Below are 14,326 nucleotides of genomic sequence, written 5' to 3' on the forward strand. Positions count from 1 at the left end.
TGTTTTTATTGGCCACGTTATTAAGCGGGTTACATGTTGTTACGGTAAGATACCGAAAAGCCTGCGCCCTTAAAGATAACTGTGCCTCAAATCTGTCGCTGCAGGAGGGGCCTTAGGAAGGGGATTTGAGAACTGTTTCATGACATGGATGGGAATCGGGAAGCAGGCCCGGTTGCCGGGCCTGCCGTTCAAAAGGTAAAGACCACGCCGAGTAACAGGTAGCTCAGGGCAGTTACCACGACAATGCCCATCAGATTGAGAGCAAACCCGGCTCTGATCATGTCGCTGATCTGCATGTGACCACTGGAGAACACGATGGCATTGGGTGGCGTGGCCACCGGCATCATGAAGGCACAGCTGGCCGCGATGGCGGCAGGCACAGTGAGTAGTAACGGTGACACGCCCTGACTCAGGGCCAGCGCCCCAGCAACGGCAGAAACGCCGCCGCGGTTGCGGTATTGCTGGTAACTTCGGTCAGAAAGATGATGATACCCGCCACCAGAACAATCATGACAAGGGTTGGCAGGGCGCCGGCCATGCCCAGCCCGAAGTCGCGCCGGGTCAGCCACCACCAGGCCAGGGCCAGCATGACAACCGTCACTGGAACCCCCAGCAACATCCATTGGGCAAAGCCCACAGAAATACCCTGGTTTTCGCTCAGGTAGGCCGCCAGCAAGGCATTTGGCGGTGTGCCGATAAGTGTGGCAATACCACCGATACTGGCGGAATAGGCGATAGCCAAAAGGAGGGCCGTGGCGTAACGCCGAATGCCCTCGGGATTGTCATTGCTGTTCATCATCGCCACCACCGACAGACCAATCGGCAGCATCATGATGGCTGTTGCAGTATTGCTGACCCACATGCTCAAAAACGCGGTTGCCAACATGAACCCGGCAATCTGCCGCCGGGGTTTACTGCCAACGGCCTTCAGCGTCATCAGGGCGATCCGGCGATGCAGGTTCCATCGCTGCATCGCAAGCCCGAGTGTGAAGCCCCCCCCCAGGAACAGGAAAATGATCGGATTGGCATAGGGCTCGGTGGCTTCACCAACCGTCCCGAGCCCGAGCGCGGGAACCAGCACGATTGGCAGCAAGGCAGTGGCGGGAATCGGAATGGCTTCGGTAGACCACCAGGTAGCCATCAGCAGCATCAACCCCAGCGCCGCCCAGGCTTCCGCGGCCATGGTTTCCGGAGGTGGGAGTATGATGGTTGCCAGCAGAAAGGCAGCCCCGAGGATCAGTCCAATGACCTGGCTGCGGGGCAGCCCCTCGGCCTGTTTGTCAGCGTTGAGCTCTTCGGACATACAGTTCTATTCCATCATTCAGACATTCAACATCAGCAGGCGGGCGAAACGTCAGAGCGCCTGAAGCTGGCGATCATGAAAACGCCCGAGCAGGATAAGAGCCAGAATGGCGCCGGACAAGGCCCAGGCCATATCCGACTGGGTATCCCAGACGTAGCCCTGTGTGCCCAGAAAGGCCTCGGCCGCTTCGTCACTGAGCAAGGCCACCCACCATTCAATCAGCTCGTAAAAGGCGCTTAGCGCCAGACAGAAACAGACGATGAAAAACGCCGCCCAGCGGCGACTGGAGAACACGTCGAAGCGAATGACCACTTCCCTGGCAATGATTGCCGGTATAAACCCCTGTGCCAGGTGGCCAAGCTTGTCGTAGTTATTGCGCTCCCAGTCAAACCAGTCCCGAAACCAGTCGAACAAAGGTACTTCCGCGTAGGTATAGTGCCCTCCAACCATCAGGATGACGGCGTGGACCAGAATCAGGAAATAGACAAGAGGCGTCAGGGGATAACGGAAGAAACACCAGACAACCAGCACAAAACCAATGACAGCGGGCAGGACTTCCAGCGCCCAGGTGGCCCGATCCCTGGGTCCGATGGCAGACCAGACAAAGACTGCAAGAAAGACCACCACCCAGACGGCGGGCGCAAATCGCAGGTTCATAGGTTTCCTTTTGTACGTGGTTATCCAGACGCACCGGCGCGCAGGAAGTGGCCATAGCCAGGCTCCCGGCCCAGGGCAGCTTCAACCTCACCATCCGTTACCGCGGGTCGGCCGTTGATCAGCACCTCTCTGATACAACCAGGCACCCGGTTGACCATTCTCTCCAGTCCGAAGTTTTCCATCTCGGCCCACTCAACCTGTTCCAGATCCTGATCAAGGCCACGGGGGTCCAGTACCGTTATATCGGCCCGATCACCTTCCCTGATATGACCCGCATCAACTCCAAGCCAATCTGCCTGTTCGCCGGTCAGTCGATGTACGGCACGTTCCAGCGACATGACCGGCTCACTCTCCACATGGCTTTCCTAAACCAGCTTGAGAAACCGCAGAGGCAGATTGTAGAACGCCATATTACGGATGTGGGCGCCGGCATCGGAAAAGGTGATCAGGGCACCGGGATTGGTGACCATTTTCCGGAGCCGATCCTTTCTGTGGTTGCCTACCGTGGTGAACCAGCGCAGTGAACGGCCATGGGCAACCACCATGTCGAGAAAGAAATCGACCACATGGATGCCACGGTCGGCCGCCAGCTCAGCAAAGTTGCGGCCAACCACGCTTTTATCCGGGCAGTCGAGAATAACGGCATCGCCGAAATCCCTCTGCCATACCCGGGGCGAGAGCTTTTCCTTATAGAACTTCCGGAATTTCCGGCGGTACTGTTCGTCCTTGAGGAGATCGTTGCGCTCAAGCTGATCCCGAATATCCAGGGCCATTTCACCGGCACCGAATTCTTCGAACAGCACGATATCCATGCCATCGGCATAGACCGTGAACGGTGTCGGGAGCAGCTGCCAGCGAAAATTACCTCCAAAGCTGTTGGCCAGCCATCCGACCAGACTCGCCATTGGTTTGACCGTGGGGTTACCCTTGAGGTCGATCATCGCAATGAGGGTTGTTTTCAGCGGCTTTCTCAACCAGCCCAGGGTCTCTTTCAGGTACTGGGTCACCTGCAACGGATTGGCCGCATTCGGTGCGCCCTGGTGCACCCGCCCGTACCGGCGCAAAAGTGCATTCAGACGGCTGACCTCCCGCCAGCGGGCGTAAGTGCTTGGCAGGCTCTTGGACCACTCCCGGTCACCATCCACCTTGTCCCATTTCAGGCACATGGTGGAAAGACCGAGAAAGCCCTCCTGCAGAGCCTCCTCAAGGAGGGCTTCCATTTGTCTTTGCTCTTCTGATGTCGGAGTCACGCCCCGGTCGGTGGCGCGATGCAGCCCCATAACGGCAGTTCTCAGATCACTGTGGCCGAGAAAGCTGATGACATTGGGCCCCAGTGGATGCTGGTCCATGAACGCCACCCACGCTTTTGGTGTCTGCCAGGACTTGTGCTGCTTCAGAATGGGCAGCACTTTTTCCCTCGGGACCGTTTCCACCCGGGTAAAAATATCCGAGGCGTCCTCCGGATCGGAACAGACCATGCTCAGGGAACAACTGCCGATCAGCACCGTGGTGACACCGTGACGCACGGATTCAGACAGGGACGGCGCTACCAGCAACTCGGCATCGTAATGGGTATGGGTATCGAGAAATCCCGGCGTTACCCAGCAACCGCTGGCGTCAATCGTGCGCGTCGCAAGGCCGGGTTCGGGCTGCTGGTCAAAGACTTCGGCAACCCGCCCATCTTTGATGCCAACATGGGCGATGCGTGAGGGGCCGCCGGTACCGTCAAAGTAGCGGCCGCCGAGAATAAGCGTATCGAACTGGTTCACCGTGCCAGTCTCCTTTTTGTTTTTATGTGCCGTCAGTCTAGCCAGCCAAACGTGATATGTCCTCTCATTTTAGCCGGCGGACCGTGCAATGCAGGCCATTAACGAAGACGGATACGGCTGCCGTCTTCAAGCTGACGATCCGGGTGTCGGACGACGTTGTCTGCCTCAGTCAATCCTTCCTGGATAACTGTATGAAATCCGTTTGTGCGACCGACCGACACGTCTGTCAGAACCGCAATGTCATCGACAACGCGGAATACCTGGTGCTGCCCATCAGTGACAAAGATGGCGGATTCCGGAACCTGAAGGACATTGTCGGAACGCCAGAGCAGAAACTCGGCGTCTACCCGATAGCCGTCCCCCAGGCTTTGCCAGGCATCAGCAGGACTGGTGATATCCGCAACTACCTGTACCCGCCTTTCTTCCACACCCAGGGCCGACACGTCCTCGAATCCAACCGGCTCAACGCGCCGGACCGTAGCGTCCAGGGTGCCGCCACCCCACCCGGTGAGGCGCGTCACCATACCGGGTTGGAGATTCACGGCATCAAAACTCAATACATCCACAACCACCTCAAGCGCCCCGGGATCCCCCAGTTCCAGAATGGCTTCACCGGCCTGAATCACACCCTCGCTTTTTCGAACAATTCCCAAAACAGAGCCGTTTACAGGGGACCTGACCGGCACACGTTCAACCGCTCCATCGCCGTTCGCACGCGCGGCAGACACCTCAAGGCGCGTTCGGGCCGCTGCCAGTTCGTGGGCCATCACTTCTTCGTCAAAGCGCGCGGAACGCAGAATGGCCTGGGTTCTGGCCGCAGTGGCCCGGGCCTGCTGCAAACGCTCGTCGGAAACAAAACGATCATCACTGAGTGCCTGGAGGCGGGCCAGCTCACGCACGGCGAGGTCTGCTTCAGCCTCGGCCGCCGCCACTTTTTGACGAGTGGAGTTCAGCGCCGAGCGGGCCGACTGCACCTTGGCCTCCGCTTCGGCCCGACTTCGGGCATCAAGGGTGCTGGCAGGCATGGGGTCAACCTCCGTCAGCAGCTCTCCCGGAATCACCGGATCCCCCACTTCCAGCAATACCCTGTGCAGATAGCCGGCAACCGGTGATGAAACCACGTATCGGTCACGCACCCGCGTTTTGCCCTCCTCCTTGATAGTGATTTCCATGGGGCCACGGGTTACCGGCGCCAGATCCACCCAGACCGGATCGGGTCGGATCGTGACCACAACTGCAACACTGGCGAGCATTACGAACACCCCCCAGAACAACCATTTTCCGGCAAACCCTTTTTTCGCCATAACCTCAGTTCACTCCCCGGTTGCTTTCGCACCTATTCCCGTGTTTTCAACACCGCTACAAGATCCAGCCGTTTCAGGCGCCACCAGGCAATAACCCCGGAAGCGATCGCCGATACCACCACGACCAACGCGGACATGCCAAGTGTCTGGCTGGTGATCGTCAAGGGCACCCGATACAGTTCGGTTTGCATGGCAGTAACGATCATGAGCGCCAGACCCTGGCCAGTCAGCCAACCGAGGGGAATACCCAGAAACAGCAAGAGCGCAACCTCTCCCAACAATATATGCGCAACTTCATTCTGGGTGTATCCCAGCACTCTCAGGCTCGCCAACTCCCGACCTTTTTCCGCCAGTGAAATCCGGATCGTGTTGTAGACCACTCCAAAAGCGATGATTCCGCCCATCAGGCTGTTGAAAAAGGTGAACGTCAGGAAGGTTCTCGCCAGGGTGTCGTAGAAGCTGTCGAGCATGGCCTGCCGGATGCTCAGGCCAAGCACTCCCGGGGTTTCGCGAAGACTGTTATAAACTTCCGAAGCCTTGTCCGGGTCCAGGTTGATCAGGGCCTGATTGATCAGGGGCCCGTCCCCCAGTGCCCGGTTGAGGGCATCCAGATCCATGTAGGCACCAACCCCGAGAAACTCGCTGGTGATACCGGCGACCGGAACCATAACCGTTCGGCGGTCGCCCTCCAGGAGCTCCAGCTGCAGAACATCTCCCGGACCGACACCCAGTTCATCGGCCAGAAAATCGGTCAACAACAACCCCTCCCTGGGGAGCGGAACCGGCTGCAGGTCACTGTCGATGACAAATTGCAGGCGCGCCTCGGAGGGTATTCCGGTGACTGCGCTTCGCCACTCCCGATGGCCGGAAACAAGACGTGCCGGGACCGAGCGTCGCCCCTCCACGTAACGTATCCCGGCTTGCCGCTGCAAGCCGAACAACGCCGCGCTGTTCACCGGATCAATAAAGGTCGCGGACAGATCCTGTTGCTGAACCCGTGCAAACTGCGTGTGGACCATCAGGGACACCGAGTCGAACTGGAAGTTTCCCACCATCACGATGGCAGTGGCCATAGCGACCCCAGTCATGGATAACAGGGTCCGAACCGGACGACGGGAGAGCTGGCGCACGATCATTCGGGAGGGCTGGGCGAAACGGATTCCCGAGAGCAGCTTTTCCACTATGGTCACCCGGTACCTGGCGGGCCCCTCAGGCCTCATGGCTTCAGCGGGTGGCAGTGCCGCTGCCTGCCTGATGGCTCGCCAGGCACCGAGCCAGGCGACCACAATTGTCATCAACCCCAGCAGCACAACCCATGCGGGGTCAATGCGAAACAACAGCCCCGGAAAGCGGTAATAATCCATGTACAGTTCGCCGAGAGAGCGTCCAAGCCATAGGCCAAGGCCAAGCCCCGCCAGCAAACCGATGACGGCAATCACGATGACCAGTTCGCTGTAATGCCAGGCGATCTGACGGTTGCTATAGCCGAAGGCCTTGAGTACCGCGACGATATCCCGTTGGGTGCTGATCAGACGGCCAATCACCACATTCAACAAAAACATGGCGACACTCATGAAAATGAGGGGGAAAACCGTCGCCATGGTTTTCAGCTGATTGAGCTCGTCACTCAGAAAACGGTGGGAAAACTGGTCGTCCCGGCCAAAAGCCCCCGTTGCCCCATACCGGGCCAGCAATCGATCCAGAGCATCAATGACGGAGGCAGCAGAATGGCCAGGCTTGAGCGTCACCACCAGGCTGTTGAGAGCGCCCCGCATATCCATGGCGGATTCCAGGGACTCTCTGTTCATCCAGAGAACACCATACCGCTGATAGTCCGGCAGCATACCGCCCGGAGGAATGACGTAGATGAATTCCGGTGACTCAACAATGCCGGTTATCGTAAGAGCCTGCCGGCGGCCGTTGATAATGGCTTCAAACTGATCTCCCAGAACCAACTCATGCGCTTCGGCAAAGCTTCCGATAACTGCGATCTCCTGGCTTCGACCAGCAGCCGGGAGCCGTCCCTGGCGAATAAAAAGGCGGTTGACGTCAGGCTGACCTTCCGGCGGAACAGACACCAGGCGAGCCGACACCGGATCCGGAAACCCGGGTATTTCCAGTTTCGCAGCGCCTTCGACCCTCCCCTCGTACCTGGCGATACCAGGCAGCGCAGCGGTGTCCTTGAGAGTATGGCGTGGAGCCCGTTTGACCGGCGCAAAGACCTCGGCAAATTCGTGTTGTTCGTAATACTGGGCTCTGGTTGCCAACAGCGATGAATAGTTCACGAGAGACATCACGCACACGCCCACGCCTCCGGCAATAACCAGTGCGATGGCCAGTACCTGACCGCGCATCTGCCAGAGTTCCCGCCGTAACTTTACGTTCAGAACCGTGTTCAATCCCTTCGGGGACATCGCTGTTACTCTTCAGTACCGTTACCAGGACAGTGTACGGGGATCCTGGCGACGCTCATTAAGACGCTCACCGCTGATGTTGCCGTCCGAGAGCGTTATCACGCGATCCGCCATGCCGGCGATGGAAGCATTGTGGGTAATGATGACGGTAGTCGTGCCGGTCTCCCGGTTGGCTTTGTCCAGTGCCTCGAGCACCAATACGCCGGTGGCGGAATCGAGGGCGCCGGTTGGCTCGTCGCACAGGAGTACATCCGGTCGTTTGGCAATGGCCCGGGCAATGGCAACGCGCTGCTGTTCACCACCGGAAAGCTGGGCCGGAAAATGGTCAATGCGGCTCTTGAGCCCAACCAGTTCAAGTGCCTCTTCCGGCGTCATTGGATTGGTCGCTATCTCGGTCACTGCCGCCACATTTTCCCTGGCGGTGAGGCTGGGAATGAGATTATAGAACTGGAACACGAAACCCACGTGTTCACGGCGGTAACGGGTGAGTTCGCGGTCGCCGGCAGTACTGAGATCAAAATCCCGATACCGGACTTCGCCGGTCGATGGCACATCCAGCCCGCCAAGAATGTTAAGGAGTGTGGATTTGCCAGAACCGGAAGCGCCCAGCATGACGACCAGTTCGCCGCCATAGAGATCCAGATCTACGCCACGGAGGGCATGAACCTGAACCTCCCCCTGATCATAGGTTTTCGTCAGGCCCCGGGTCTGGAATACGGCCGAGCCGGTCGTGGATGCCTGCAGTGGCTCCATGGTGTCACTCAGTCTTCGGCACAATCCACGCAAACCGTGGTATAGGGCAGAACCTGCAAGCGGCGTGGGTCAATGGCCTCGCCGCAGGATTCGCATTCGTCACCCACACCGTTATCAATCCGAGCCAGTGCATGTTCAATCTGAGCGAGTTCGGAACGGGTTTCGGTTTCCAGCGAATCGACCACTTCGTCGTTCTGGGTCTGGGTAGCCTGCTCCTCGAAATCCTTGTCTAACGCACCCCCTTCCCGATGCTGATGCGCCTCATAACGGGAAAGTCTGGCCGTCAGGTCGGCTCTCAGTGTTTCAAGTTCGGATTTCCGGTTGGTCATATGGCGCCTCCTGCCTTGCCGGGAAAACATGTTCCTACAGTAAAGCATAAGCTGAACCCGGGATTGATGCTTGTCAAAATTGCGTCACGCAGGATGAGGCAGAATAGAATTCCATCAAATCCATACGCAAAGGAGTTGTGACCATGAACACCGAGCTTTTCGAAAAAGCGACCCGTCTGAACGAAACCCTGTTCGAGCAATTTGGCAAGGCTGCAGAAATGCAGATGAACGCCTTCCGACGTTATGCCGATGTCACCATGGAGCAGGCTAAAAAGGTGTCTGAGGTCCGTGATCTGGAGAGCCTGAAAAGCCTGACTGGCGATCAGGCGGAGACCCTGAAATCACTGAGCGAGCAGTTCACCGCAGACTGGAAAGCCTGGCAGGACTACTTCAACGAAAGCAGGGAGCAGATTCAGAAGGTGTTCGAGAAAGCACCCGAGGCATCGGCCAAGCCCGGCCCGAAAACCGCCAAATAAGGGATAGTTATGTTCGGTCTCGATACGCTCGGGAAAGCCGTAGGTCAGCTCGTCAACGGCTTCGAAACCAACGTCCGCCAGGGACAGCAGCAACTGGAGAAAGCATTGGGAGATGCTGGCGTCCTGGATGCGGCAACGCTCTCCACGATAACGGAAATGTCCGATGCCTACCGCACAATGGCCGAGGACCTGCTCCTGCACCCGCTCCGGTTTGCAGGAGCGGAACTGGATCTGGCCCGCAAACATGCCGCGCTGGGGCACTACACCCTTGCACGGCTCGTGGGCAAGCATAAGCAGCCCGTTGTCGAACCAGAGGCCGACGACCGACGCTTCCAGGCCGAGGAGTGGCACAAGCATCTGCCTTTTGATGTCCTCCACCAGGCCTATCTGATCAACTCACAGGCCTTTCTGAACTGGGCGGCCGGCATGGAAGGGATTCCCCCGGCAGGACGGGACCAGATGCTGTTCTACGCCCGACACCTGACCAGCGCACTGTCGCCATCGAATTTCCCCGCCACGAATCCGGAAGTGCTCAGGATTACGTGGGAACGCAAAGGGATGAACCTGATTGACGGTGGACGGCAGCTGATCGAAGACCTGCGGCAGAATCCTTCCCTGTTCAATGTTGGGATGACAGATCGCTCTGCCTTTGAGGTAGGACGTAATCTGGCAACTACCCCTGGCAAGGTCGTGTTCCAGAACGAACTGATGCAGTTGATCCAGTACTCGCCAACAACAGAGACCGTCAGCAAACGCCCGTTGCTGATTGTTCCGCCATGGATCAACAAGTACTACATCCTGGACCTCACCGCCAGGAACTCCTTTATCCAGTGGTTGGTCAACCAGGGACAGACTGTTTTTATTATTTCCTGGCGAAATCCCGGGCCCTCCCTGAGGGACAAAGGCTGGGAAGACTATATGGAACTCGGGCCACTAGCGGCCATGGATGCGGTTACCGAAGCCACCGGCGAAGACCAGATGAATCTGATCGGCTATTGCATCGGTGGCACCCTGCTGGGCTCAACATTGGCCTGGCTCAAGAAAAAAGGCCGTGATCCGGTAGCCAGTGCTACCTATCTGACGACACTTCTGGACTTCTCGGACCCTGGCGGAATCGGTGTCTTCATTAACGACCACTCGATCCGGGGTATTGAGAAAATGCTGGAGCGCAAGGGCTACCTGGACGGCCGCGCTATGGCGTTCACGTTTAACCTGTTGAGAGAAAACGAGCTGTTCTGGTCGTTCTGGACCAATAACTACCTTAAAGGCCAGAAGCCCGCGGCTTTTGACCTGCTCTACTGGAACACCGATGGCACCAACCTGCCAGCGCGAATGCACAGTTACTATCTGCGACAGATGTACCTGAATAATCGTCTGGTGAAGCCAGATTCCCTGAATCTGCTCGGCGAGTCCATCAACCTGTCCGAAATCGATGTACCCTCTTTTTTCCTTTCCGCCAGACAGGATCACATCGCCAAATGGAAAACCACCTACAAAGGGGCGCTGGCCCACGGCGGTGATGTCCGCTTTGTGCTCTCCGGCTCCGGCCATATCGCTGGCGTGATCAACCCGCCCTACAAGGAAAAGTACGGCTACTGGACCAATGACACCCTGGTGCCGGATGCAGACGCCTGGTTCGAGAAGTCCGAACACCATCCGGGATCCTGGTGGCCTCACTGGCTCGAGTGGATTGCCCGTTTCTCAGACGGCGACGTGCCGGCTCGCATCCCCGGCGAAGGGAAACTTCCTGCGATTGAGGACGCACCCGGCAGCTACGTCAAAGTCAAAGCTGCGGAGGCCGTGAAGCAGTAGACCTCTGCGTGGCCCGCATTCCTGCGGGCCAGCGTATCTCGCCCCGCTTCCGCCGTTGTGGCACTATGGCCCGCTTGATGAACGGCGGAGAACCTCCCGATGTTTTATACCACCCTCGCGGCGATCGTGGTCGCCATGATCCTGTTTGCCTGGCTCGGACTGAGAGCCCGTCTCGCCGACGGCGGACTGGATGACTATGTAACGGCAAGAAACAGTCAGGGAGCCAGGGCCCTCGGACTGTCTTTCCTCGCTTCCGGCATGGGCGGCTGGATACTGTTTGCCCCGCCTGAGGTTGGCGCACTGGTCGGCCCTCTGGCTCTGGCTGGCTATGCCCTGGGCGCCGCCTTGCCGTTTATCGTGTTCGCTTTCTGTGGCCCCGCTATTCGCCGCTTCCTTCCGGAAGGACGCAGCATCGGCGAATTCGCCAACGCCTGTTATGGCAATGGCGTACGCCGCTACGTTTCGACGATCTCGGTGCTCTACATGCTTTGCTTTCTCACCGCGGAGCTTACTGCCATTGGTGCCATAACGTCGCTGCTTTCCGGTATTGATGGCGGCATTGTGGTCATTGGCGTTGCCATAACCACGCTGGTATACACCGCTGTCGGTGGTCTCAGGGCCAGCATCGTTACCGACCAATGGCAGGCGCTGTTGCTGATCGGCTTGCTGGCTATCGTCAGTTTTGTTGCCGTAGGCAAGCTTCCGGACGCAGCACCCGCAGCGCTACCGGATATCCCCGCGCCGGCGGCCCTGAGCGTGGCGCTGACCCTGGTGATTGCCGTCACCGCCGCCAACCTGTTCCACCAGGGATACTGGCAGCGTTTATGGTCGGCTCGTGATACGGACGCCCTGAGCCGCGGCGCGTTGCTGGGCGGCGTGGTCACCATCGCCGTTGTCGCCGTGGTTGGCGGCCTGGGAATACTGGCGGCCATGAGCGGCGCCGACCTTGGCAGCCCGCCGATTCCGTTTTTTGCCTTGCTTGCTGATGCGCCGGCCTGGCTCGCTTTACCGGCCCTGATCCTGGCCATCACACTCGTGGCATCCTCGGTGGATACCCTGCAGAACGCACTTGCGTCGCTGGCGGTTACCGAAAAACAGGGGTTGTCCATTGTCAGTGCCCGATGGTTTACCGTGCTGCTGATGATTCCTGTGGTTCTGGTGGCACTTCAGGGGATTTCCGTGCTGCGGCTATTTTTGATCGCAGACCTGCTTTGCGCCACGGCGGTTCTGCCTGTACTGATGGGGCTCTGGGGAAAAATGACCACGAGGGCGGCGATCCTGGGCTGTCTGGCGGGACTTTTCGGCGCGATTCTGCCCGGATGGATTACCGGTGGCAGCCTGATGGCCGGATTGGAAGCTGCCAGCTTCCCCGGCAGCATTCCCACCCTGATGCCTTTCGTTGGTGCCCTGGTAGGCTCCGGACTGGTCAGTGTCGTGATCGCGACCACAACCCGGAAACGCTAAGCGGCATCCTTGCTGTCCAGCGCCCTAGCTGGACAGCAATTCGATCGGATAACGGATCTTGGTTTGATCAACGCCCGGTCGGGCCCCGAAATCCACCAACCTCAGACGATTGCAGATCTTGCTCTCCAGCGCCGGCTCATTGAGTGTAGATTCCACCACCGAACAACTCGATACTGCACCGTTCGGCTCAATGACCAACTCTGGGGTAACACTTCCCTGCAGCGACGGTTTGCGCCGAAGCTCCCGGTTGTAGATGCTGTAGATCGCGGATTTGTTGGCATCCATGGTCCGGCGCAACTCTTCCTTGCTCCGGGTTCTGGCCGCAGTTTCCTGCTGTTCCTTGCGTGTCGCCTCTTTCACCGCAGCAACTCTCTCTGCTTCGGCAACTTCCGCGCGCTGACGCTCGGCCAGGGCGACCTGACCGGCCTCCCGGTTGAGCGCTTCCTCGTTCACCCCACTGCTCTTCGCGCTCGCGGTCGCGCGCGAGGCCAAAGTATCACCGGTTTTGCGGGCAATAGGTTCCGCTGTATTGGCAACCGGGCCATCCAGCTTGACCGACTCCGCCAGCGAACTGAGTTTCTTCAGTTCGTTCCCCATTGCGAGAATACCGGTATTCTTTGCCTTCTCCCTCGCCTTGGCGACCTCTTCAGGCTTGGGTTCTGGCTTGGGCTCCGGTTTTTCGGCTACCTGAGGCTCCGGCTCGGGTTCCGGCATCACCGGTTCAGGAACCGGCTCCGGCTTGGGCTCTGGTTTGGCCTGTTCCACCGGCTTTTCCTCAGGCTTCGGCGGTTCGGGCTCCGGCTCGGGCATCACCGGTTTTGGGGGCTCCTTTTTCTCGATGATCAGCTTGGCCAGCTGAGGCGGCAGAGCTTCCTGTTCCTGCCTGTCACGTTCTGGCAGCTCTACCCAGCTGACATAACCTGCAATTGCAAGGAACAATGGCATCACAAAAACAGCGGCAGCCAACAACCGCTTACGTTCACCACGCTCCTGATTCCAGGGCAATCCGTACCGATAATCCATCATGGTCAGGCTCCCTGTTCCGCACGCTGATTAACCGCCAGGGAAATACTGGCGTAACCGGCGTCCACACAGGTGGACATGATTTTTTTCAGCAGCTCGTAGGGCAGTTCGCGGTCTGCGAGAATGGTAATGGGTCGACCCGCATCCGGGGCAGGTGCCGACGAGCGACTGGCCTGATAGTCCAGTTCCTGCTTCAGGGCAGGCTCCACCTGTCCGTCAAACGTCTGGAAGGCGTCGCGTTTCACTACCAGCCGACCGTTCACCAGGATATCCCGGTCCGTGACGGTCAGGGCCAGGACGTCACCAGGGGGTTGCTGAGCGGTGGAATCCGGCAGTTTGATAGTGTTGTTCTGGTTCAATACCTGTACGTCGGAGGAGGAGTTCACCATCAGGAAGAACACCAGGATGGTGAAGATATCCATCAACGAAACCAGGTTCATCTTTCCCTGGCTTTTATTGCGCCGGTAATGGCGTTTCTGGCGGCGGGCCTTGGCAGATTCTTTCATGAACTCACCTCCGCGGATCCCGAAGGCTGTGCGGGCGCATCGCCGAGAGAGATCTCGGGGAACAGCTCCGCTTCAACCACACTACCAGCCACAACCGCCTCGTATGAGCGCACCGTGTCCATCACCGAGACAAGAGACTGATAGGACGTCTGCCGGGACGGCATAATAATCACATCCTTCTTGTCCGGCACACGGCTCTTGATTTCCTTCATGACATCCTTGAGCAGAACGAAATCATACTCGCCCTCGCGCTGGGGGATGTTCTTGATCACGCCGCCCTGGTTATCCGCAACGACCAGGCGATCCTCATAGATCACCACCTGGATCTGCAGCTCTTCCGCCTGCTCGCCCGACAGGCTCTCACCGGTCGGGAAGTTGAGTTCCAGAACGCTGGTGTGGGCGAACACCATATTCAGCAGCAGTACCGGCACCAGCACAATCATGAGATTCATGAAGGGCGTGATGTCGAGATCGGCCTCACTTTGTAGGCGACGATGTTTCCGTCTCATGGCCTGA

13 protein-coding genes and 1 pseudogene are annotated in these 14,326 nt (G+C 58.4%); 3 read left to right on the plus strand and 11 right to left on the minus strand.

The window, feature by feature from the left end:
• Positions 1–188: 188 nt before the first annotated feature.
• From AC13DD_RS14040 to AC13DD_RS14075, 8 genes and pseudogenes are all read right to left on the minus strand, one after another.
• Positions 189–1,303, minus strand: a pseudogene (locus tag AC13DD_RS14040) (SLC13 family permease).
• A 51-nt stretch (positions 1,304–1,354) separates the two neighbouring features.
• Positions 1,355–1,960, minus strand: a complete 606-nt coding sequence (locus tag AC13DD_RS14045; protein ID WP_008174699.1) for a DUF2238 domain-containing protein — start codon at positions 1,958–1,960, stop codon at positions 1,355–1,357.
• 20 nt (positions 1,961–1,980) lie between these two features.
• Complete coding sequence (locus AC13DD_RS14050; protein WP_482931302.1) at positions 1,981–2,298, minus strand: hypothetical protein; 318 nt, start codon at positions 2,296–2,298, stop codon at positions 1,981–1,983.
• 27 nt (positions 2,299–2,325) lie between these two features.
• Positions 2,326–3,729: an N-acyl-D-amino-acid deacylase family protein gene (locus AC13DD_RS14055; protein ID WP_482931303.1), complete on the minus strand. Its 1,404-nt coding sequence runs from the start codon at positions 3,727–3,729 to the stop codon at positions 2,326–2,328.
• 98 nt (positions 3,730–3,827) lie between these two features.
• Entirely contained in the window at positions 3,828–5,033 is a 1,206-nt protein-coding gene (locus AC13DD_RS14060; RefSeq protein WP_008174693.1) for an efflux RND transporter periplasmic adaptor subunit, read from the minus strand.
• Between the two features lie 32 nt (positions 5,034–5,065).
• Positions 5,066–7,447: an ABC transporter permease gene (locus tag AC13DD_RS14065; protein ID WP_482931304.1), complete on the minus strand. Its 2,382-nt coding sequence runs from the start codon at positions 7,445–7,447 to the stop codon at positions 5,066–5,068.
• Positions 7,448–7,468: 21 nt separating this feature from the next.
• Positions 7,469–8,200, minus strand: a complete 732-nt coding sequence (locus AC13DD_RS14070) for an ABC transporter ATP-binding protein (RefSeq protein WP_008174689.1) — start codon at positions 8,198–8,200, stop codon at positions 7,469–7,471.
• A gap of 8 nt (positions 8,201–8,208) precedes the next feature.
• Positions 8,209–8,529, minus strand: coding sequence for a TraR/DksA family transcriptional regulator (locus AC13DD_RS14075; protein WP_008174687.1), 321 nt, complete (start codon positions 8,527–8,529; stop codon positions 8,209–8,211).
• 143 nt (positions 8,530–8,672) lie between these two features.
• Here AC13DD_RS14075 and AC13DD_RS14080 point away from each other — a divergent pair, with 143 nt between their 5' ends.
• The 3 genes from AC13DD_RS14080 to AC13DD_RS14090 all read left to right on the plus strand — a co-directional run bounded on the left by AC13DD_RS14080 (position 8,673) and on the right by AC13DD_RS14090 (position 12,281).
• Positions 8,673–9,005, plus strand: a complete 333-nt coding sequence (locus AC13DD_RS14080; RefSeq protein WP_008174685.1) for a phasin family protein — start codon at positions 8,673–8,675, stop codon at positions 9,003–9,005.
• Between the two features lie 9 nt (positions 9,006–9,014).
• A complete protein-coding gene (locus AC13DD_RS14085) occupies positions 9,015–10,817 on the plus strand; it encodes a PHA/PHB synthase family protein (RefSeq protein ID WP_053112290.1) in 1,803 nt (600 codons plus the stop codon).
• Between the two features lie 99 nt (positions 10,818–10,916).
• Entirely contained in the window at positions 10,917–12,281 is a 1,365-nt protein-coding gene (locus AC13DD_RS14090; RefSeq protein WP_273070466.1) for a sodium:solute symporter family transporter, read from the plus strand.
• 24 nt (positions 12,282–12,305) lie between these two features.
• Here the strand turns inward: AC13DD_RS14090 and AC13DD_RS14095 are convergent, their stop codons facing one another.
• Genes AC13DD_RS14095 through AC13DD_RS14105 form a run of 3 tightly spaced genes read right to left on the minus strand, consistent with a single transcriptional unit; the run spans position 12,306 to position 14,319 of the window.
• Positions 12,306–13,307, minus strand: coding sequence for an AgmX/PglI C-terminal domain-containing protein (locus tag AC13DD_RS14095; protein ID WP_482931305.1), 1,002 nt, complete (start codon positions 13,305–13,307; stop codon positions 12,306–12,308).
• Positions 13,308–13,309: 2 nt separating this feature from the next.
• Positions 13,310–13,810: an ExbD/TolR family protein gene (locus AC13DD_RS14100; protein ID WP_008174676.1), complete on the minus strand. Its 501-nt coding sequence runs from the start codon at positions 13,808–13,810 to the stop codon at positions 13,310–13,312.
• Complete coding sequence (locus AC13DD_RS14105; RefSeq protein WP_092029849.1) at positions 13,807–14,319, minus strand: ExbD/TolR family protein; 513 nt, start codon at positions 14,317–14,319, stop codon at positions 13,807–13,809. The genes AC13DD_RS14100 and AC13DD_RS14105 overlap by 4 nt, the downstream gene beginning before the upstream one ends.
• Positions 14,320–14,326 lie beyond the last annotated feature (7 nt).

It is taken from the genome of Marinobacter sp. L-13 (genome assembly GCF_056857715.1).